Source organism: Ramlibacter alkalitolerans, from assembly GCF_016722765.1.
GTDB classification, from domain to species: Bacteria; Pseudomonadota; Gammaproteobacteria; order Burkholderiales; family Burkholderiaceae_C; genus Ramlibacter; species Ramlibacter alkalitolerans.
In genome coordinates this window covers 176,005-196,226 of sequence record NZ_JAEQND010000001.1, presented here as the reverse complement: position 1 = coordinate 196,226, position 20,222 = coordinate 176,005, and the positions used below count along the sequence as shown (strand labels likewise).

22 protein-coding genes are annotated in these 20,222 nt (G+C 71.4%); 5 read left to right on the top strand and 17 right to left on the bottom strand.

The genetic code is table 11. The features are described 5' to 3' along the window. Positions 1 to 2: 2 nt before the first annotated feature. Genes paaC through JI746_RS00905 form a run of 4 tightly spaced genes read left to right on the top strand, consistent with a single transcriptional unit; the run spans position 3 to position 2,995 of the window. Positions 3 to 776: a 1,2-phenylacetyl-CoA epoxidase subunit PaaC gene (gene paaC / locus JI746_RS00920; RefSeq protein WP_201686898.1), complete on the top strand. Its 774-nt coding sequence runs from the start codon at positions 3 to 5 to the stop codon at positions 774 to 776. Beyond that, positions 773 to 1,276, top strand: a complete 504-nt coding sequence (paaD, locus tag JI746_RS00915) for a 1,2-phenylacetyl-CoA epoxidase subunit PaaD (RefSeq protein ID WP_408004069.1) — start codon at positions 773 to 775, stop codon at positions 1,274 to 1,276. Before paaC ends, paaD begins: the two co-directional genes overlap by 4 nt. Then, positions 1,277 to 2,362 (top strand): 1,2-phenylacetyl-CoA epoxidase subunit PaaE, encoded by a 1,086-nt coding sequence (paaE, locus tag JI746_RS00910; RefSeq protein ID WP_201686896.1) that lies wholly within the window; start codon positions 1,277 to 1,279, stop codon positions 2,360 to 2,362. A gap of 12 nt (positions 2,363 to 2,374) precedes the next feature. Further along, positions 2,375 to 2,995, top strand: coding sequence for a TetR/AcrR family transcriptional regulator (locus tag JI746_RS00905; protein ID WP_201686895.1), 621 nt, complete (start codon positions 2,375 to 2,377; stop codon positions 2,993 to 2,995). A gap of 32 nt (positions 2,996 to 3,027) precedes the next feature. Here the strand turns inward: JI746_RS00905 and JI746_RS00900 are convergent, their stop codons facing one another. After that, positions 3,028 to 3,711, bottom strand: a complete 684-nt coding sequence (locus tag JI746_RS00900) for a pseudouridine synthase (RefSeq protein ID WP_201686894.1) — start codon at positions 3,709 to 3,711, stop codon at positions 3,028 to 3,030. A 199-nt stretch (positions 3,712 to 3,910) separates the two neighbouring features. Here JI746_RS00900 and JI746_RS00895 point away from each other — a divergent pair, with 199 nt between their 5' ends. After that, complete coding sequence (locus tag JI746_RS00895) at positions 3,911 to 4,297, top strand: glyoxalase superfamily protein (protein WP_201686893.1); 387 nt, start codon at positions 3,911 to 3,913, stop codon at positions 4,295 to 4,297. On the opposite strand, the gene JI746_RS00890 is transcribed toward JI746_RS00895, so the two are convergent. The 16 genes from JI746_RS00890 to JI746_RS00815 form a co-directional block, all read right to left on the bottom strand. Next, entirely contained in the window at positions 4,294 to 4,773 is a 480-nt protein-coding gene (locus tag JI746_RS00890) for a hemerythrin domain-containing protein (protein ID WP_201686892.1), read from the bottom strand. The two genes, JI746_RS00895 and JI746_RS00890, sit on opposite strands and share 4 nt — an antisense overlap. Positions 4,774 to 4,839: 66 nt before the next feature. Next, the gene (locus JI746_RS00885; protein WP_201686891.1) at positions 4,840 to 6,111 is read right to left on the bottom strand and encodes a hypothetical protein; all 1,272 of its coding nucleotides are present in this window, start codon (positions 6,109 to 6,111) and stop codon (positions 4,840 to 4,842) included. Next, entirely contained in the window at positions 6,108 to 6,356 is a 249-nt protein-coding gene (locus JI746_RS00880; protein ID WP_201686890.1) for a DUF2249 domain-containing protein, read from the bottom strand. Before JI746_RS00880 ends, JI746_RS00885 begins: the two co-directional genes overlap by 4 nt. Then, positions 6,353 to 6,976 (bottom strand): AMP-binding protein, encoded by a 624-nt coding sequence (locus JI746_RS00875; protein WP_201686889.1) that lies wholly within the window; start codon positions 6,974 to 6,976, stop codon positions 6,353 to 6,355. The genes JI746_RS00880 and JI746_RS00875 overlap by 4 nt, the downstream gene beginning before the upstream one ends. Then, on the bottom strand, positions 6,969 to 7,952 hold the full coding sequence (gene hcrB / locus JI746_RS00870) for a 4-hydroxybenzoyl-CoA reductase subunit beta (protein ID WP_201686888.1): 984 nt from the start codon (positions 7,950 to 7,952) through the stop codon (positions 6,969 to 6,971). Before hcrB ends, JI746_RS00875 begins: the two co-directional genes overlap by 8 nt. Beyond that, positions 7,952 to 10,309 (bottom strand): 4-hydroxybenzoyl-CoA reductase subunit alpha, encoded by a 2,358-nt coding sequence (gene hcrA / locus JI746_RS00865; protein ID WP_201686887.1) that lies wholly within the window; start codon positions 10,307 to 10,309, stop codon positions 7,952 to 7,954. The genes hcrB and hcrA overlap by 1 nt, the downstream gene beginning before the upstream one ends. Further along, the gene (locus tag JI746_RS00860; protein ID WP_201686886.1) at positions 10,306 to 10,779 is read right to left on the bottom strand and encodes a (2Fe-2S)-binding protein; all 474 of its coding nucleotides are present in this window, start codon (positions 10,777 to 10,779) and stop codon (positions 10,306 to 10,308) included. Before JI746_RS00860 ends, hcrA begins: the two co-directional genes overlap by 4 nt. 1 nt (position 10,780) lies before the next feature. Further along, positions 10,781 to 12,118: a phenylacetate--CoA ligase family protein gene (locus JI746_RS00855; protein WP_201686885.1), complete on the bottom strand. Its 1,338-nt coding sequence runs from the start codon at positions 12,116 to 12,118 to the stop codon at positions 10,781 to 10,783. Between the two features lie 2 nt (positions 12,119 to 12,120). After that, positions 12,121 to 12,978 (bottom strand): DmsC/YnfH family molybdoenzyme membrane anchor subunit, encoded by an 858-nt coding sequence (locus JI746_RS00850; protein WP_201686884.1) that lies wholly within the window; start codon positions 12,976 to 12,978, stop codon positions 12,121 to 12,123. After that, positions 12,975 to 13,625 carry a 4Fe-4S dicluster domain-containing protein gene (locus JI746_RS00845; protein ID WP_201686883.1) on the bottom strand — a complete coding sequence of 217 codons (651 nt, stop codon included), beginning with the start codon at positions 13,623 to 13,625 and terminating at the stop codon, positions 12,975 to 12,977. Before JI746_RS00845 ends, JI746_RS00850 begins: the two co-directional genes overlap by 4 nt. A gap of 112 nt (positions 13,626 to 13,737) precedes the next feature. Beyond that, positions 13,738 to 16,467: a molybdopterin-dependent oxidoreductase gene (locus tag JI746_RS00840; protein WP_201686882.1), complete on the bottom strand. Its 2,730-nt coding sequence runs from the start codon at positions 16,465 to 16,467 to the stop codon at positions 13,738 to 13,740. Further along, on the bottom strand, positions 16,464 to 16,871 hold the full coding sequence (locus tag JI746_RS00835) for a thioesterase family protein (protein ID WP_201686881.1): 408 nt from the start codon (positions 16,869 to 16,871) through the stop codon (positions 16,464 to 16,466). The genes JI746_RS00840 and JI746_RS00835 overlap by 4 nt, the downstream gene beginning before the upstream one ends. A 12-nt stretch (positions 16,872 to 16,883) precedes the next feature. Further along, the gene (locus tag JI746_RS00830; protein ID WP_201686880.1) at positions 16,884 to 17,579 is read right to left on the bottom strand and encodes an ABC transporter ATP-binding protein; all 696 of its coding nucleotides are present in this window, start codon (positions 17,577 to 17,579) and stop codon (positions 16,884 to 16,886) included. Beyond that, complete coding sequence (locus tag JI746_RS00825; RefSeq protein ID WP_201686879.1) at positions 17,572 to 18,369, bottom strand: ABC transporter ATP-binding protein; 798 nt, start codon at positions 18,367 to 18,369, stop codon at positions 17,572 to 17,574. Before JI746_RS00825 ends, JI746_RS00830 begins: the two co-directional genes overlap by 8 nt. Further along, positions 18,366 to 19,352, bottom strand: a complete 987-nt coding sequence (locus tag JI746_RS00820; protein WP_330892752.1) for a branched-chain amino acid ABC transporter permease — start codon at positions 19,350 to 19,352, stop codon at positions 18,366 to 18,368. Before JI746_RS00820 ends, JI746_RS00825 begins: the two co-directional genes overlap by 4 nt. Beyond that, the gene (locus JI746_RS00815; RefSeq protein WP_201686878.1) at positions 19,327 to 20,202 is read right to left on the bottom strand and encodes a branched-chain amino acid ABC transporter permease; all 876 of its coding nucleotides are present in this window, start codon (positions 20,200 to 20,202) and stop codon (positions 19,327 to 19,329) included. Before JI746_RS00815 ends, JI746_RS00820 begins: the two co-directional genes overlap by 26 nt. Between the last annotated feature and the right edge of the window lie 20 nt (positions 20,203 to 20,222).

Sequence of the window (20,222 nt, the reverse complement as noted above, 5' to 3'; positions counted from 1 at the left end):
CGATGCAGCCTTCCATCCGCATCGCCGACGCGCCCGCCGTGCAGTACCTGCTGCGCATCGGCGACACCGCGCTGATCCTCGCGCAGCGCCTGGGCGAATGGACCGGGCACGCGCCCGTGCTGGAAGAGGACATCGCCCTGGCCAACATGGCGCTGGACCTGATCGGCCAGTGCCGCGCGGTCCTCACGCACGCCGGCGCGCTCGAAGGGGCCGGCCACGACGAGGACCAACTCGCCTTCCTGCGCGAGGAGCGCGACTACCGCAACGTCACGCTGGTCGAACTGCCGCGCGGCGACTTCGCCTTCACCGTGGTGCGCAACACGATGATGGCCACCTTCTTCAAGCTGCTGTGGGAACGCCTCGGGGAGTCGAGCGACAAGGAACTGGCCGCCATCGCCGGCAAGGCGGTGAAGGAGGCGCGCTACCACCAGCAGCACGCGGCCGACTGGCTGGTGCGGCTGGCCGGCGGCACGCAGGAATCGCGTCGCCGCAGCGAGCAGGCACTGGCCGAACTGTGGCCCTACCACGCCGAACTGTTCGCCTCCGACGCGGTCGACGAACACGCGGCGAGCACGCGCCTGGGGCCGCGCTGGAGCGAACTGCAGGAGCCCTGGAGCGCGGAGATGGCGCAGATCCTGCAGGAGGCCGGGCTGGCCATGCCGGCGACCGTGCCCTTCCTGAGCACCGGCAAGCGGGGCGTGCACAGCGAGCACATGGGATTCATCCTCGCCGAGATGCAGCACCTGCAGCGCGCCTATCCGGGAGGCGTGTGGTGACACGCACCGAGCGCGCGTGGCAGGCCCTGGACGGCGTGCTCGATCCGGAGGTGCCGGCGCTGTCGGTCCGCGACCTGGGCATCGTGCGCGACGTGATCGATCACGGCGCCGAACTGGAAGTCGTGCTCACGCCGACCTATTCGGGCTGCCCCGCCACCGAAGCGATCGAGCAGGGTGTGCTCGCCGCCATCGAGGCCGAAGGCCTGGGCCCCGCGCGTGCCACCTTGCGCCGCGCGCCGGCGTGGACCACGGACTGGATCAGCGACGACGGCAAGCGCAAGCTGCGCGAGTACGGCATCGCGCCCCCGCACACCGTCACCCCCGCGCAGGCGGGGGCCCAGAGCGTCCTGGTCTTCCGGCGCAAGCCGGAAGCCCTCGCGTGCCCCCACTGCGGCAGCACCCACACCGAACGCCTCTCCCCCTTCGGCTCCACCGCCTGCAAGGCCCTCTGGCGCTGCCTCGATTGCCGCGAGCCCTTCGAACACTTCAAGCCGATCTAGATGTCCGCCCTGTTCCACTCCCTGCGCGTGCGCGCGATCCAGCCGGACACCGAGGAGGCCGTGATCGTCTCCTTCGAGGTGCCGGAGAAGCTGCGCCCGGTCTTCGGCTTCACCCAGGGCCAGTACCTCACCCTGCGCAAGGAGATCGACGGCCAGGACCTGCGCCGCTCGTATTCGATCTGCGCCGGCGTCGACGACGGCGACCTGCGCGTGGGCGTGCGCAAGGTGGCCGGCGGCCTGTTCTCCAACTGGATCAACGAGCACCTCCAGCCGGGCGACACCCTGCAGGTGATGACGCCGCAGGGCCGCTTCTTCGTGCCGATCGAGCCGCAGGCGCAGCGCCACCATCTCGGCATCGCCGGCGGCAGCGGCATCACGCCCATCCTCTCGATCATGAAGACCGTGCTGGCGCGCGAGCCGGCCAGCCGCTTCACGCTGGTCTACGGCAACCGCAAGCTGCGCTCGACGATGTTCAAGGAGGAACTCGACGACCTGAAGGACCGCTACCTCACGCGGCTGGTGGTCCACCACGTCTTCTCCGACGAGAACAGCGAGTCGCCGCTGAACATGGGCGTCATGAACCGCGACAAGATCGCCGAGTTCCTGCAGGTGCTGGTGCCGGCACAGTCCATCGCGCATGCCTACATCTGCGGCCCGTTCCAGATGAACGACGAGGCGGAGGCCGCGCTGCTGGCCGCCGGCGTACCCGAGGAGCGCATCCACATCGAGCGCTTCGGCATCACGCACAAGGGTGGCGGCCACGTCGGCGCGGTGCTGCACCAGGCGCACGCCAGCGACGCCGCCAAGGCGCACATCACGATCGTGCGCGACGGCCTGCAGCGCGACTTCCTGTTCTCGCGCGAGCAGCCCAGCATCCTCGACGCGGCTTCGGCGGCGGGACTGGAAGTGCCTTACTCCTGCACCTCCGGCGTCTGCGGCACCTGCCGGGCCAAGCTGGTGGAAGGCCAGGTGCGCATGGAGCGCAACTTCGCCCTCGACAAGAAGGAGGTCGCCGCCGGCTACGTCCTCACCTGCCAGGCGCATCCCATGACGGAGCGCGTCGTGCTGTCCTTCGACGAGCGCTGAGGATTTCCAGCCATGGGCCGCGGACGCCACGCCGGCTACGACGGGCAGCGCGAGATGATCGTCGCGCGCGCGGCCGCCCTGTTCGCGCGCGGCGGCTATCCGGGCACGTCGATGAACCAGGTTGCCGAGGCCTGCGGCCTGTCGAAGGCCACGCTGTACCACTACTACCGCGACAAGTACGCGCTGCTGGTGAGCATCGCCGAGGAGCACGTCACCCGCCTGCAGGGGATCGTGGCCGAAGCCCTGGCCGACGAGGCGACGCCCGCGGGGCAGATGCGCATGCTGATCCGCCGGCTGGTGGAGGAATATGCGAACGCGCAGAACGAGCACCGCGTGCTGACCGAGGACGTGAAGTTCCTGGCCGCCGCGGACCGCGAGCGCATCCTCGGCAAGGAGCGCGAAGTGGTCGCCGCGTTCGCGCGCGTCGTCGCGGCGCTGCGCCCCGATTTGCGCGATGCGGCGATGAGCAAGCCGCTCACCATGCTGTTGTTCGGGATGGTGAACTGGATGTTCACCTGGATGAAGCCGGACGGCCCGCTCGCCTACGACGACCTGGCGCCGGTGGTCACCGACCTGTTCCTCGGCGGCCTGCAGGCGGTGCAGGTGCCCTTGCGCACGGCGACGGTCGATTAGCACTGGCCGCGATCCTGCTGCTGTAGCGGGGATCAGCGCAGCAGCGCTGCCCACTCCGGCCCGGGCGCCGCCCTGATGCGCGCCCGTCCCGGCAGTTCCATCGCTTCGCAATGCAGCCACAGACGCGTGGCGCCCAGCCACTGCGCGACGGCGCGGTTGTGCGCGCCCTTGCCGTGCGTGGTGTCGCCGATGAGGGGATGCGCGATGTGCTTGAAGTGGCGGCGGATCTGGTGCCGCCGCCCCGTCACCGGTTCCACGGCAACCAATGCATAGCGGCTGCACGCATGGCGCGCATCGACCTGGAAGGGCCACTCGAAACAGGCCAGGCGCTCGAAGCGCGTGGCGGCGGCCAGCCGCTCCTGTCCCTGCGAAGGCAGTTCGGGATCGCGTGCCAGCGGCTGGTCGATCGCGCCGCGCTCGGGCGGCCAGCCGCGCACCAGCGCGAGGTAGCGCTTGCCCACGCGTCCCTCCTCGAACGCAGGGCCCCATGCGCGCGCGGCCTGCTGGCTGCGCGCGAACAGCAGCACGCCGCTGGTGCCCTTGTCCAGGCGGTGCAGCGGCCACAGCCACTCGCCGCGGGCGTCGCGCAGCAGCTTCAACGCGCTGCGCTGCTCCCGCGCATCGAGCGCGCTGGGGTGCACGAGCAGGCCGGCCGGCTTGTCGACCGCAAGCAGATCGGCGTCCTCGTGAAGCACGGAAAGGGGTGGCGTGTCCATCGGGGCAGTTGCAACGAATCGTAGGTGGATTCCCACAGGAACGGTGGATGAAGCTGTGGAAAACAGGGTGGGCAAGGCTCGGGGGCCGCGCCGGTGCTCGCCTGCGACACGGTGACCATTCCGCAGGCAGGCTGATGCGTGTGTGACTTCGGTCGGGCTGCGGCCGACAATCGGTGCCGATCTTGACAGGAGCCTGACCATGCCGCTTGGCAGCCCCATCCCTGTGCTACGCATGTTCGATGAAGACCGCGCGCGCGAGTTCTACGTCGGCTTCCTGGGCTTCCGCGTCGACTGGGAGCACCGCTTCGAGCCGGACACGCCGCTGTACATGCAGCTGTCGCGCGATGCCTGCGTGCTGCACCTGTCGGGGCACCACGGCGATGCCACGCCGGGGTCGGCCCTGCGCATCCGCGTCGAGGAACTCGACGCGCTGCAGCAGGACCTGCTGGCGAAGAAATATCGGCATGCGCGCCCCGGCATCCAGGAGCAGCCCTGGGGGCGCGACATGACCATCGCGGACCCGTTCGGCAATCGCCTCACGTTCACGACGGCGGGCGGCGCCAAGGACGCCGCGCAGCCGGACTAGGCCGTCGCCGCGTACTCCAGCGCGAGCTCGCCGTCGGTTTCCGCATCGAGCAGGTCGTCCAGCAGCGGCAGCACCGCCATCGTCTCCTTCTGGATGTGCGAGACCTGGCGCTCGATCAGTTCCAGGGTGCCCAGGCGCAGGCGGTCCCAGGCTTCCTCGTCGACCACGCCCTGGGCGACCTCGCGCGCGAGCGGCAGCAGTTCCTCGGCCACCTCGCGGATCGCGGCATGCTCCTCGCCCATCAGCGCGGCGATCGAACCGTCACCTGCTTCGGCGAGGCGCGGAAACAGCTGCTGCTCCTCGAACTCGAAGTGGCGGGAGATGTCGACTTCCATGCTGCGCGCGAATTCGCCCAGCAGCTTGCGCAGTTCCGGCGTGGCCTCCGGCGCGCCGGCGATGGCGCGTTCCATGCGTTCGAGCAGGGCGAGGTTCCTGCGGTGCTCCTCGTCGAGCATGCGCCCGGTTTGCGTGGTCATCTGCGGTCTCCTTGGCTGCGGTGGCGACAAACTTAATGCGGGTGGCGGGCCGCGCCTTGCGCCAGCTCAAACACCGGCCGCGCGCAGCTTGCGCAGCAGGTGGAGGTGGAAGGCGCCGAAGGCCAGCGCCCCGGCGAATCCGATGGCGGCGGCCGGGCGCGCCAGCCATTCGGCGTCGAGCGCGATCGCGAGCGCCAGGCCGGCGAACGCCGTGACGTGGCAGCAGAAATGCGCCTTCAGCGCCTTGTCGTGCGTGAGCGCCGAAGCGGTGGGACCGCGGCGCTTGCCTGCGGCGGCATGCAGCGCGGCCAGGAAGGGCAGGATGCGCTGCAGCATGCCGAACACGAAGGTGAGCAACCATGCGAGCAGTGCCAGGCCGAAGGCAGCTTCGGCGCGCGGCAGGTCCATCCCCGCCCACAGCAGGCCACCCAGCACCAGTGTCACCAGCAGCGCGCCCCAGGCGAGCTTGACCAGCAGGAAGGAGCGACCGAGTTCCTTGCGCATGCCGGTGGCCAGCGCGCGCCGCATCAGGTGCAGGTGCAGCAGCACGCCGGTACTTCCCAGCGTCCACGCCAGTGCCCGCGCCACGGCGGGCATCACGCCGAAGACGGCGAGCGCCGCCAGCAGCAGCGCCGCGACGATGCAGGCGCAGGAGGCGAGCTGCGTGCCTTCGTGCGGCGGTTGCGACAGCGCGAACATCGGCACCAGCAGGTAGGACAGGCCGAGCGCCAGCAGGCCCATGAAGCCGAAGGGCGCGAACAGCAGGTGCAGCGGCAAGGTGAGCTGCCGGCCGGGCACCGCCCACCCGAGCCAGCCGGCGGCCAGCAGCAAGGCGCTCGCGAGCAGCACGCACAGCGACAGCAGCGCGGACCAGGCGTGCGTGCACACGCCGGGCATGCCGCGCGCGCGGCGCAGGTTCGTGGCCACCAGCGTCGCCCAGGTCGCGAGCGCCACCGCCACCGCGGTGCCGCCGATGGCCAGCAGCGGCGGCATGGCGAGGCCCATGCCGAGCGCCAGCACGGCGACGCCGGGCGTGTACAGGCCCCAGATCCAGGCCAGCGCCCGGGCGCCGACCGGTGCCTGCCGCGTCGCCACGGGCAGCAATTGCGCCGCCGCCCCGAGCGCGGTCATGCCCAGCACGCCCAGCGTGAAGAGATGCAGTGCCGCCAGCGGCCAGCCCAGTCCGCCCCGGAAGGCGAGCCCGTTGCCCGGCGCGATCGCCAGCACCAGCCAGCCCAGGGCGTGGTACACCACCGCGGCACCGAAGAAGCGCAAGGGAACGGAGGCGGGCAGCAGTCGCCCGCTGGCGCCGCCGAGGAAGGCGCCGGCCACCGTCACGGGATCGCCCTCAGGCGCAGGCGCACCTCGCCCGCCGGTGCCGGCATGCGCTCGGCCTCCCAGCCGATCTCCGCCAGTTCGGGGTAGAGCCCCATCGGGTCGCGGTCATGGTGCACGATCAACTCCGCCTGCGCGCCCAGGCCCTGCACGCGGCGCAGGATCGCCACGAGCGGCTTCGGCGGCGGCAGGCCACGCACGTCGATGTGCGCGGCGCCATCCTGCGTCCACTCGCGGGCTTCGCTCATGCTGCGAGGCGCGGCGCATCCGCGTGCAGGATGACGGTGGTGCCGCGCCGCAGCGCGCGCAGCGTGCCCAGCATCGTGCGGGCGGGCGTGAGGGCCAGCACGCCGTCGCGGGCGCTGAGCGCGAGCGCGAAGCGATGCGGCAGCACCAGCGCGTCGCCGCCGCTCCAGGTGCGCGGCTCGGTCCAGCATGCGGGCGCCCAGGGCTCGCAGGGCGTTTCGGGCGCCGGCGGCAGGCTCGCGAGCTCCGCCGGCCAGGCGAGCCAGCGCGTGCCGCCGTGGCCGTTCACCTGGCCGATGTGCGAGCGCGAGGCGTCCAGGGCGAACTCGACGCCGTGGACGCTGCCCGCGTCCTCCGGCAGCGCGGGGGGCAGCGGCACGGGCACCACGCCGGCCCACATCGCGCCGAGGAAGGCGACCACATGGTCCACGCCATGGTCGCCGCGCAGCATCACGAGCTCGCCGGCTTCGGCGCCACGCTGGCGCCAGGCCGTGGCCGCGCGCGCGACCGTGCGGCGCAATTCCGCGTACGACACGCTGCGCCGGCCGCACACCAGGGCCGGCCGCTGCGGAGCGCCGCGCGCGAGCAGCAGCGCCGCGGCGTTGATGCGCTCGTCATCCATCCTGCAGCGCCAGGGAACGCAACAGGCGCCCGGCCAGCACGCCGGCGGCCTCGCGCCGGTATTGCGGCGGTGTCACGGTGCTGCGCATCGGCTGGACCTGCTTTTGCACCAGCTGGCGCAGCGTCTTCGCGCTGGCCTCGTCCACCGTGCAGCCTTCGAGCGCCGCCGTGCCTTCGATCAGCAGAGGCAGCGAGTTGGTGCCCGAGAGCGCCGCGCGCAGGCTGGCGATGCGGCCCTCGTGCAGGCGCAAGGCCACCGCGGCGGAGGCGAGCGGGAAGTCGACGCCACCGCGCACGCGCGTCTTGGCAAAGGCGATGCGCTCGCCAACGACGGCCGGCGGGATGCGCACCCGCACCAGCAACTCGCCGGGCTGCAGCGCCAGGTGCGCGGCGCCGTCGTCGCGATAGAGCTGAGCCAGCGGCAGCGTCCGGGTGCCGCTGGCGCTTGCGAGCTGCACCTCGGCGCCGGCGACCAGCAGCACCGGCGCGATGTCGCTGCAGAACGCGGCGTGGCAGCGCTCGCCCTGCGGTGCGACGTGGCAGCGGGTGCCGTTGCGCTTGAGGCAGTAGCCGTTGGTGGCGCGCCACCACTCGCTCTGGTTGTAGAACACGCAGCGCGTGTCCTGGCACAGGTTGCCGCCCAGCGTGGCGCTGGTGCGATGGGTGTTGGCGGCCACGGCGCGGGCGGCTTCGGCCAGCGCGGGCAGGGTGCGGGCGACCAGCGGGTCGCTCGCGAGCGTGGCCAGCGTCACGCCGGCGCCGATCGCGAGGCTCCCATCGGCAGCCTGCTCCAGCAGGCGCAGTTCGCCCAGCTGCGAGAGGTCGACCAGCGCCTGCGGCTGCTCCAGCCCGCGCCGCAGGTTGGGGAGCAGGTCGGTGCCGCCGGCGAGCAGGCGGGTGCCGGCGGCGCCGCCCAGGGCCACGGCTTCGGCCAGGCTGTCGGGCCGGTGCAAGGTGAATTCGGGCAGGGCACGCATCACGCGACCTCCTTCTGGCGCCGCAGGGCCGCCAGCTTGCGCTCACGCTGGCGCGCGCGCAAGGCGTCGAGCACGCGATCCGGGGTCAGGGGCATGGCGGCCAGCCGCAGGCCCAGCGCATCGGCGATCGCGTTGGCGATGGCCGGCGGACAGCCATGCAGCGCGCCCTCGCTGCCTTCCTTGGCACCGAAGGGCCCGAGCGGGTCGTTGCTCTCGATCAGGGTCACCTCGATGGGCGGGATTTCGGCGATGGTGGGCAGCCGGTAGTCGACCAGGTTGGAACGCAGCGGCAGGCCCTCGTGGTACTCGGTCTCCTCCTGCAGTCCTTCGCCCATGCCCATGATCACGGCGCCCTGGATCTGGCCTTCCAGCGCCAGCGGGTTGAGCGCCTTGCCGCAGTCCTGCGCGACCCAGATCTTCTCGACCTGCACGGCCCCGGTGTCTTCGTCGACGCGCACCTGCACCACCTGCGCCGCGTAGCTGAAGCCCGCGGTGGAGCCGACCGCGGCGCCGCGAAACTTGCCGCCCTGCGTCTCCGGTGGCGTGGACCAGGCACCCTTGACGGTGATGGTGCCGCTCTCGGCCAGGGCCGCCTGCACGCAGTCGGCGAAGGCGAGGCCCTGGTCCGAGCCGGTGACGACGCAGCGCTCGCCGAGCCATTCGAGCTGCGCGGGCTCCACCTTGAGGCGCTTGGCCGCGGCTTCGACCAGCAGGCGCTTGAGCGCCTCGGCGGCGCGCAGCGTGGCGTTGCCGACCATGAAGGACACGCGCGAGGAATACGAGCCGTTGTCCTTGGGTGTGAGCATGCTGTCGGCGCTGATCACGCGGATGCGGTTCAGCGGCAGCAGCAGCACTTCGGCGGCGACCTGCGCCATCAGCGTGCTGGAGCCCTGCCCGATATCGGAGGCGCCCGTCAGCAGCGTGATGCTGCCGTCGAAGTCGAGCTTGAGGTTCACCACCGCATGCGGCTCGCCGGTCCAGTGCACCGGCTTGGCCGAGCCGCTGACGTAGTGCGAGCAGGCCAGGCCCAGGCCGACGCCCTTGGGCAGCTTGCCGCGCCGCTCGTGCCAGCCGGAAGCGCGCTCCACCGCATCCAGGCACTCGGGCAGGCCGTACGAATTGACCTGCAGGTCGTTGAGCGTGCGGTACGGCGCCTCGATCAGGTTGGCGCGGCGCAGGGCGAAGGGGTCGATCCCGAGTTGCGCCGCTGCTTCGTCGAGCAGCGCCTCGATGGCGAAGCGCACGCTGACGGCGCCGTGGCCACGCATCGCGCCGCAGGGCGGCAGGTTGGTGTAGACGCGGTGGCCGCGATAGCGCACGGCACCGACCTTGTACAGCGCGTGCAGCAGCGCGCCGGCGTAGAGGATGGTGACCAGGCCGTAGCCGCCGTAGGCGCCGCCGCGCTGCACCACTTCGGCCTGCAGCGCTGTGATCTCGCCGGCGGCCGTGAGGCCGATCTTGAGGTCCACCGTGGCATGGGGCCGGCCGCGGTGGGTGAGGAACACTTCCTCGCGCGTGAGCTCCAGCTTCACCGTGCCGCCGGCGGCCCGCGCGAGCGCCGCCGTCACCATCTCGAAGTTCAGCGCTTCCACGCGATGGCCGAAGCCGCCGCCGACGAAGGGCTTGACCACGCGTACCTGCGATTCGTCCAGGCCCAGCGTCTGCGCCAGCATCAGGTGCAGGTAGTAAGGCACCTGCGTCACCGAATGCACGGTCAGGCGCTGCTGCGCCCCATCCCACTGCGCGATCGTCGCATTCAGCTCGATCTGGCCATGGTAGATCTCGGCGGATTCGAAGCGCTTTTCCAGCACGAGGTCGGCCGCGGCGAAGCCGGCATCGACGTCGCCGAAGTCCTGTTCGACCACGCGTTCCAGGTTGCCGGGCTTCTTCTCGTGCAGTTGCACGGCGTCCGGTGCGCGTGCGGCTTCGGCGGTGAAATACGCGGGCAGCTCTTCGTAGGCTACGCGCACCGCCGCCAGGGCGGCAAAGGCCGTGGCCTGGTCCTGCGCCGCCACGGCGAACACCGGCTCGCCCCGGTAGCGCACCCGTTCGCGCGCGAGCGGCCATTCGTTCTGCGTGATCGGGATCACGCCGTAGGCGGCGCTGAAATCCTCGCCCGTGATGACCGCGTGCACGCCGGGCAGCGCGAGTGCGGCACTGGCGTCGATGGCGCGGATGCGTGCGTGCGCCACCGGGCTGCGGCCGATCGCGCCGACCAGCGCCTGCCCCACCGGAAGGTCGGCGGTGTAGCGGGCCGTGCCGGTGACCTTCTCCACCCCGTCGATCAGCGGCGTGCGCACGCCGATGGAGTGGGTGGGTGGCGCGGCCGTGCGCGCGGATGCGTTCGGGTCCTTCATGGCGCGACCTCCGCCGCGGCGGCCTGCACCGCCTCGATGATCTTGGTGTAGCCGGTGCAGCGGCACAGGTTGCCGGCGAGCGCGTCGCGGATCTCCTGCTCGCTCGGGTTCGGCACCCGCCGCAGCAGGCCTTCGGCCGCCATCACCATCCCCGGCGTGCAGATGCCGCACTGGGTACCCAGCTTTTCGTGGAAGGCCTGCTGCAGCCGGCTCATGCCGCCGGCGCGCGCCTGGCCCTCGATGGTCTCGATGGCCCGTCCTTCCACGGTGGCGGCGAGCGTGAGGCAGGCCAGGCGCGGCTGGCCGTCGACGAGCACCGTGCAGGCGCCGCATTCGCCGCCGTCGCAGCCCTGCTTGCTGCCGGTCAGGGCCAGCGTGTCGCGCAGTACGTCCAGCAGCAGGGCGCTGTGGGCGGCGGCGATCTCGCGCACGCGGCCGTTGACCTTCAGTCGCAACAACTTCGTCGGCATCTCAGGCTTCCTTCTTGCGCAGGTCGCGCACGCGCACGGCCTTGCCTTGCGAGCGCGCGACGCTGCCGGCGTCGAGGATGGTGACGGCGCTGCTGATGCCGCACTGCACCTTGACGGCGTGCGCCAGTTCGCGCGCCATCCCCGTGTAGGTGGCGCGGTCGACGCCGGGCTGCGCCTCGACCTCGATGCGGACCTCGTCGAGGATGCCTTCGCGCGTCACCACCAGCTGGTAGTGCGGGGCCAGCTGCGGCCGGCCGACGATCACCGCCTCGACCTGCGAGGGGTACACGTTGACGCCGCGGATGATCAGCATGTCGTCGTTGCGGCCGGTGATGCGCAGGATGCGCAGGTGCGTGCGGCCGCAGTCGCACGGGGCCGTGGTGATGCGGGTGATGTCGCGCGTGCGGTAGCGGATCATCGGCAGCGCCTGCTTGGTCAGCGTGGTGATCACCAGTTCGCCGGCATGGCCCTCGGGCACCGGCGCCCCCGTTTCCGGATCGATCACCTCGAACAGGAAGTGGTCCTCCCAGCCGTGCAGGCCGGCGCGGCATTCGCACTCGCAGGCCACGCCCGGTCCCATGATTTCCGACAGGCCGTACACGTCCATGGCCTTGAGGCCGAGGCGGGCCTCGATCTCGACCCGCATGGCGGCGCTCCACGGCTCGGCGCCGAACAGGCCGACGCGCAGCTTGCCCATGCGCAGGTCGATGCCCTGCTGCTCGGCGGCCTCGGCGATGGCGAGCGCGTAGGAAGGGGTGGAACACAGCACGGTCGCGCCGAAATCCTGCATCAGCGTGACCTGGCGTTCCGTCGCGCCGCCGGAGACGGGCACGACCACGGCGCCCAGGCGCTCGGCGCCGTAGTGCGCCCCCAGGCCGCCGGTGAAGAGGCCGTAGCCGTAGGCGTTGTGCACGATGTCGCCGCGGCGCGCTCCCGCCGCGAAGTAGGAGCGGGCCATCAGGTCGGCCCACTGGTCCAGGTCCTGCGCCGTGTAGCCGACGACCGTGGACTTGCCCGTGGTGCCGGAGGATGCGTGCAGGCGCGCCAGTTCGCCGACGGGGCGGGCGAACAGGCCGAAGGGGTAGTTGTCGCGCAGGTCGGACTTGAGGGTGAAGGGCAGCCGCGCGACGTCTTCGACGAAATGCAGGTCGTTGCCCCGTACGCGCGCCGATTGCAGCCGCCGCCGCAGCGTGGGCACGTTCTCGTAGGCGTTCTCGATGGTGTCGCGCAGGCGGCGCAACTGCAGCGCGCGCAGCTGCTCGCGCGGCATGGTCTCCAGTTCCGGATGCAGGTGGCGCGCCGGGGCGCTGGTCTCGATGGGTCGGATGACGGCTGCCATGGTCACTCCTTGACGGGGGCGTTGCGTGCCACGCCGCGCACGGGCATGCGCGGCAGCGAAAACCCGTGCTGGTAGCCCGTGCGGGTGACCAGCGTGAACTTGAGCGACCAGCCGGCGGCCGTGGCCAGCAGGCCGGCGAGCGCAAGCAGGGTCGCCTGGAAGGCGGGGGCCGATGCGGTCAGCGTGGCGAGCGCGAGCCCGGCCAGCGGCAGAGCGATGCCCGCCCATCGCACGACGGGCGCGTTGGCGTCGATCGCGCGCAGCGCCTGCGGTGCCGCATCCGAGCCGAGCCGCACGCGCCACAGCCGCCACAGCAGCGCGCGGGCAAGCAGCAGGGCGGCCAGGGGCAGCGCCTGCACCAGCGGCGGATGCGCCCACGCGGCCAGCAGCCAGTACAGTCCCAGGCCCTCGGTGAGGCCCGTCACGAGCAGGAGCGGCACCGTGAGCGGATGGCGCCAGGTCGGGATGCCACGCGCGGCACCGAGCAGCCGGGCCTGGCAATAGAGGAAGGCCGCGGCGGTGAGCGCGATCGCCCAGGCAGGCGAGCGCAGTCCGGCGACGAGGCCGGCGCCCAGCAGGAAGAGGGCGATGGCGGCCAGCGCCTCGCGCGACATCCACGAGGTGCGCAGGTGCACGATCACGTTGGCGGCCCGCAGCGGCCGGCCGATCTCGAGCCAGACGAAGAACAGGCCGAGGCCGACCAGCGCCATGCCCGTGAGCACCAGCGGCAGGAACAGCGCCGCGGGGGCGCACAGCGTCGCCACCAGCGCCAGCGCCGCACCGGCGCCGCCGCAGATGAAGTTGCCGGCCGCGCGCCAGTCCCAATGCGCCTGCGGCCGCTGGAAATGCCGGGAGTTCATGGCTTGGCGTCCCACAGGTAATGGAAGCCCGGGCCGGTGCCCAGGTCCTCGTTGATGCGGAAGTGCTTGTGCGTGGCCAGCAGGCGCGAGACGTTGCTGTCCGGGTCGTCGCTGTCGCCGAAGTGCAGCGCCTCGGCGATGCAGGCGTTGACGCAGGCCGGCGTGGCTTCGGGATCGACGCCGGGTTTCAGTCCCTTGGCGGTGCCCGCATCCAGCCGTTCGACGCAGAAGGTGCACTTGGTCGCCACCTCGCGCTTGGCGTCGTCCTCGCGCAGTTCCTCGTTGTCGGTCGGCTGCGCGCCGTAGGCGAACGCGCCGCGCGGCGCCTTGAAGCGGGCCTGGTAGGGGCAGGCGACCGTGCAGTAGGCGCAGCCGATGCACAGGTCGTAGTCGATGGTGACGATGCCGTCGGCGCGCTTGCGCGTCGCCGTGGTGGGGCAGACGTCGGCGCAGGGCGGCTCGTCGCAGTGCTGGCAGCCCATGGGAACGAAGGCGCGCTGGACGTCGGGGAACTCGCCGATCTCGAGGTCCAGCACGCGGCGCCACTGCACGCCCGGCGGCGTGGCGTTGGCGTGCTTGCAGGCGGCGGTGCAGGTCTGGCACCCGACGCAGCGCCGCAGGTCGGCGACCATGGCCCAGCGAGTCATTGGAAATCCCCTCCGTCATTCCCGCGCAGGCGGGAATCCAGTGGCCTGCGCGGGGGGCGCGCTGCGCGCGCTCCCTGGATCCCCGCCTGCGCGGGGATGACGATCCTTGCGGTCATGCGATTTCCTTCAGCCGCTGCAGCTTCACGCGCACCAGGTCCGCGCCGGAGCCGGTGGCATCGGTCAGCTCCATGCGCATGGTGGTGAGCGCGTTCATGTTCGGCACGCCGAAGTCCTTCGCCAGCGGCGTGGCCCAGTGGCCGAACTGGCCGATGGCCAGCAGCGTGTCGGGGCGGATGCCCTGGCGCAGCACGGCGCGGCCGGTGATGCGCGCCCGCGGCGTCGAGATCTCGATGGCGTCTCCGTCGGCGATCCCCAGTTCCGCGGCGACACTGCCGTTCATGATCACGCCGCGGTGGCCGGCGATGTTGTCGGCCACCTCCTTGATCATCTGCATGCCCACGTTGCCGCCCCAGGCGTACTGCATGCTGCGCGCGGTGATGAGCCAGAAGGGGTGCGACTCCCCGCAGCCGCCGTCCTTCTCGAGCGCGGCCACCCAGGGCGCGGCGAAATCCTTGCAGGCGGGGAGCGCCTGGTATTCCTTCAACTGCTCGTCCCACCAGTGCATGCCGTTCTCGTGCAGGCGCCGCCCCAGTTCGATGCCCACGCGCGCGAGCCGCTCCTGGTAGGGCAGCTCGAAGCGCAGCCCGCGCTCCACCATCGTCGGATAGAGGTACCAGTCGCTGCGCGGGAAGGGGCGGGTGGCCAGGCCGTGCTCCTTCCACCAGTCCAGGCCGTGCTGCTCGGCGCCGTCGCTCAGTTCCGAGCTGGCGGCGCGGCAGATCGCGTCCCACACGGCGTCGCGCTCGGGCGCGCGGTCGGTCGGCAGCGAGAAGTCGGCGTGCGCACCCTTGAGCGGCACGCCGCCGGCGCCCTTGTTGATCGCGCGCACGTAGCCTTCGGTGAGGCCGGTGCGCGCGGCGAGTTCCGTCGCCACCTCGGTGAAGTCGCGCGCTTCGCCGCGCGGCGCGACCACCGGCTGGCGCAGCGCGAAGCCTTGGTGGTCCCAGAACTGCTCGACGTACTTGGTGCCGCCGATGCGGATCAACTGCAGGCTCTCCAGGTCCACGGCGTCGGGCAGCAGCACGTCCGCGAAGTGGTTGGTCTCGTCCTGCGTGTAGGCGAAGGCGACCACGAAGGGGAAGCGGGCCATCTTGTCGGCCAGCGCGCCCGTCTCCCAGAAGGAGATCGCGGGATTGGTGCGGTAGACGAACCACAGGTCCGGGAAGGTGACGCGCGGCAGGCCGGTGGGCGTGGCGTCGAGGAACATCCAGGAGAAGTGGGTCGGCCCCAGCGCCTGGCTCCAGGGGCCGTCGCTGGCCAGCGGCACCAGCGTGCGGTAGGCGTTGCGGATGTTCGGGCGGGCCGACCAGTGCTCCTTGTCGGTGGGATTCAGCGCGAAATGCATGAAGCCGTCGGCGCCCGGCCTGGCGCTCTCCAGCCGCTGCGACATCGGACGGGCCAGGCGCACCGTGGTGCCTATCGTGCCGCCCGGCACCTCCAGCGCGCCGACCAGCGTGGCCAGCACGGTGCGGGCCCAGCAGCACTCGTAGCCGCCCCAGCCGTTGTTGACGGTCTTGCCCAGCGTGACGGCGACCGGCCGGAACGGCAGGGTCTTGCCGTCGATCTCGATCGTCTGGCCGACGCAGGCTTCGGCGAGATATTCGTCGGCGACCTGGCGGATCGTCGCCACCGGGACGTCGCACACGCTGGCCGCCCATTCGGGCGTGTAGCTGGCCATGTGCTGCACCATGCGCGTGAAGGCGGTCTGGCCCAGGAGCAGCCCCTCGGCGAGCACGTCGCCGTCGGCGCCGATCTCGATCGCATCGACCTCGTAGCCGCCCTCCAGCGCCTCGCGGATGCCGGGCGTGTCGTGCGGGCAGGCGCTCGCGCTGGCCTCGTCCCACACCAGCGGCTTGCGGCTGATGCGGTCGCGCAGGAAGCAGCCGTTGGGGCCCACCAGGTAGGGCGAGCCGGTGCGGCGGGCCAGGAAGTCCAGGTCCAGCGCGCTGCGCGGGGCCTCGTGCAGCATCACGTGGATCAGCGCGAACAGGAAGGCGGCGTCGGTCTTGGGCTTGAGCGGCACCCACTGCGCCGAGCAGGCGCCGGTGACGGACAGGTGCGGCTCGACCTGCACCCGCTTCATGCCGCGGGCGCGGGCCCGCGAGTGGCGCCAGATGCCCACCACGCCGCCCGAGGCCTCGATGTTGGAGCCGCAGGAGATCAGGTAGTTGCACAGGGGCGTGTCGGCCGAGACGATGAAGGCCCGGTGCCAGTACTCGCCGTACAGGTGCTCGGAGTGATAGCACTTGACGCCCTGGCCGGAGCCGAAGCCGAAGTCCACGGCGCCCCAGGCCGCGAGGAAGGCGGGAAAGGTCCCCATGTACGACTGCGGCGTGCCGCCACCGCCGAAGCTGGCCGCCACCCTCGGGTAACCCGATTCGTCGGTGAGGCCCGTGGCCCGGATCGCGTTGAGCTTGTCCGCGATCAGCGTCAGGGCCTCGTCCCAGGAGATCGGCACGAAGCCCGGGTCCTCCTTGCGGCCCTTCCGCGGATTGGTGCGCTTCATGGGCGTGAGGACGCGGTTCGGGTTGTAGGTCTTCTGGATCAGGCCGAAGGCCTTCACGCACACCTTGCCGCCGCCCGGGTGCACGGCCGCGGCGCAGAAATTGGGCTCCACCTCGGTGGCCACGCCGCCCTGCACCTTGACGGTGAGCAGGTCGGGGCCGGCCACGCACTGGTAGCAGTACGTCGGCACCCTGCGCGTGGCCGAGACTGGGGTCATGCCAGCCCCGCCTTCTTCGCCTTCTCGGCCAGGCGCTGCTCGGTCGCGGCCTTGTCGACGACGAAGCGGTTGTGCACGGCGCGGCAGATCGTGTCGATGCCGTCGCTGCCGATGATGGAGAAGGTGACGGCGCGCTTGGCGACCGCCGTGATCTCCACCTCCAGCGTGATCGGCATGCCGAGCAGGGAAGCGGCGAGGTGGTCGATCTCGACCCGCGTGCCCACCGAGTCCTCGGCGGCATCGAGGTGCTGCAGCAGCAGGTTGCGGCAGGCGACTTCGATGTCGCGCACCAGCATGGGCGTGGCGTAGACGCGGGCCTTCTCGCCCATGAAGTCGATCGTGCGGTCGCGCGTGACTTCGAGCTTCGCGGTGTGCTTCAGGCCGGCTTGCAGGGTGGCTTTCATGGTTTCCTTCTTTCAGGCGGATCCGAGATAGGCGCGCTGCACCTGGCGGTCGTGCAGCAGGTCGCGGGCGCTGCCTTCCAGCACGATCCGGCCCGTCTCCATGACGTAGCCGCGGCTGGCCACGCCGAGCGCGGCGCGGGCGTTCTGGTCGACGAGCAGGATCGTGGTGCCCACTTTCCCGAGGGCAGCGATGCGGGAGAAGATCTCGGCGACCAGGCGCGGCGCCAGGCCCATGCCGGGCTCGTCCAGCAGCAGCAGGCGCGGCCGCGCCATCAGCGCGCGGCCGATGGCCAGCATCTGCTGCTGGCCGCCGGAGAGATTGCCGGCCAGCTCGCGGAACTTGTCGCGCAGCACCGGGAAGAGGTCGAGGACAGGGTCGAGGTGGTGCGCGCTGCCGCGCGCGAACGCGCCCAGGCGCAGGTTGTCTTCCACCGTCATCTGCGCGAAGACCTGCCGCCCCTCGGGCACCTGGATGATGCCGGCCTGCACGCGCTGGCGCGCATGGAGCTTGAGCAGGTCCTGGCCTTCGAAGACGATGCTGCCGCCGCAGGGGGGCTGCACGCCGGAGAGCGTGCGCAGCAGCGTCGTCTTGCCGGCGCCGTTGGCGCCGACGATGGCGACCATTTCGCCGGCCCGGACGTGCAGGGTCACGCCGGCCAGCGCGGGGATGCGGCCGTAGCGGCTGGCGAGCGACTTCACTTCAAGCATGCGCCGCCTCCGCCTCGTCTTCGTCCGCGACTTCGGCCTTGCCCAGGTAAGCCTCGATCACGCCGGGATGGGCCGAGACCTCCTGCGGCGTGCCCTCGGCCAGCTTGCGTCCGTGGTCCAGCACGACGATGTGGTCCGAGACCTCCATCACCAGCGCCATGTTGTGTTCGACCAGCACGATGGTCGTGCCGCCCTGGGCCAGGCGCTGGATCAGCGCGTCGATCTCGCGCGCTTCGGTGGCGTTGAGGCCGGCCGCCGGTTCGTCGAGCAGCAGCAGCCGCGGCTGGGCGGCAAGGGCGCGCGCGATCTCCAGGCGCTTCAGTGCGCCGTAGGCCATCGCGTCCGCCCGCGTGTCCTCCTGGCCGCACAGGCCGACCAGCCGCAGCAGATCGCGGGCGAACTGGCGCGATTCGGCTTCGGCGCGCTGCAGTGCGCGCGTGCGCAGCAGGGCGGCGGCCAGCGAATGCCGCTCGCGCAGGTGGCGCCCGGCCATGACGTTCTCCAGCGCCGTCATGTTGAAGAACACCTGCAGGTTCTGGAAGGTGCGGCCGATGCCGGCGGCGGCGAAGCGGTGCGCGGGCTGGCCGGCGAGATCCACGCCGTCCAGCGCGATGCTGCCGGCGTCGGGCCGGTAGATGCCGCTGAGCATGTTGATCAGGCTGGTCTTGCCGGCGCCGTTGGGACCGATGATTGAGTGCACGGCCCCGCGCGCGATGCGCAGGTCGAGGTCGGTGATCGCCTTCACGCCACCGAAGGACTTGGTGAGGCCGCGGACTGCAAGAAGGGTCATTGCATCCTCCACCGCCACCAGCGCGCGAGCGTGGGCACCAGCCCCTGCGGGAACAGCACCATGGTGGCGACCAGCACCGCGCCGAAGACCATCATCTCGTAGTCCTTCAGCACGGTGAGCAGTTGCGGCAGCAGCGTCATGACCGCCGCCCCCACCACGGCGCCGAACACCGAGGCCATGCCGCCGAAGACGACCATGATCACCAGTTCGACCGAATGCAGGAACGAGGCCTTGGCCGGCGTGATGAAGCCGGCGTAGTGCGCGGTCAGCGCCCCCGCCAGCGCCGCCAGCACCGCGGAAAGCGTGAACACCTGCAGCTTGACGCGGGTGCAGTCGATGCCGAGCGTGCGCGCCGCGACTTCCGATCCGTGCAGGGCGCGCAGCGCGCGGCCGTTGGGCGAGTCGATCAGGTTCAGCGCCAGCCACACCGTGGCGACCAGCAGCGCCCCCGTGATCCAGTACCAGGCGCGCTCGCCCTGCAGCGCCAGCCCGAACAGCACCAGGGGCGGCACCTGCATGCCGTCCGGCCCGCCGGTCCATTGGTCCTCGGTGGTGATCGCGATCGAGATGATCACGCCCAGGCCCAGCGTGGCCATGGCGAGCGGATGGCCCTTCAGGCGCAGCGTGGGCCGGCCCAGCAGGTAGGCCAGGGCGCCGACGGCGGCGCAGGCGCCCGGCAGCGACAGCCACACCGGCACGCCATAGCGCGTCGCGAGGATCGCACTCGCATAGCCGCCCAGGGCGAAGAAGCCGGCGTGCCCGAGGCTGATCTGGCCGGCATAGCCGATCAGGAGGTTCAGCCCGATGCACACCACCGCGTTGAGCGCGATCTGGATCGCGATCTCGTAGGCATAGTTGTTCGGCAGCGCCAGCGGTGCCAGCGCCACGAAGGCAGCCAGCAGCAGCGTGCCGCCGCTGCGCGGGCGGGCCAGCCAGCCGCGCGACGGGAGGGACGGCTCAGACGCGGTCGCTGCTGCGGGCACCAAGGAAGCCTCCCGGGAAGAAGAAGAGGACGGCGAGGATCGCCACGAAGGCGATCGCGTCCTTGTACGCGGACGACAGGAACCCGGCGCCGAGGCCTTCGAGCAGTCCGAGCACGAGACCGCCCAGGACGGCGCCGGGAAAACTGCCCAGGCCACCCAGCATGGCGGCGGCGAAACCCTTGAGGCCCAGCATGATGCCGGCGTCGTAGGAAGTGAAGGCGATCGGCGCGATCAGCACGCCGCCCACGGCGCCGAGCAGGGCCGCCAGGCCGAAGCTGGCGAACAGCACGGCGCGCGTGTTGATGCCCACCAGCTGCGCCGCGAGGCGGTTGTAGGACGTGGCCAGCATCGCCTTGCCCGCCAGCGTGCGGCCGTAGAAGAAGCGCAGGGCGAGCACCGCCAGCGTGGCGCCGGCGAGCACCCAGAGGCTCTGCGGCAGCAGCGTGGCGCCGCCGAAGGCGATCGGCTCCTCGCCCGAGAAGGCCGGCAGCCGGAACACGCCCTTGCCCCACACCAGCTGCGCCAGCCCGCGCAGGAACAGCGACACGCCGATGGTGATGATGATCAGCGTGACGGTCCCGGCGTGGCGCGCCGGTGCGATGGCGACGCGCTCGATGACCAGGGCCACCACGATGGCGGCGGCAACCGCCAGCAGGATCGCGAGCGGCAGAGAGACGCCCGCGGCGACCAGGCTGGCGGCGCTCATGCCGCCCACCATCACGAACTCGCCCTGCGCGAAGTTGATGGCGCCGCTGGCGTTGAACACGATGGTGAAGCCCAGCGCGACGAGGGCGTAGATGGCGCCTGCGGTCAGGCCGCTGGCGATGAACTGGAGCCAGGCCCCGCTCATGGCTGTTGCTACCGGTCCGA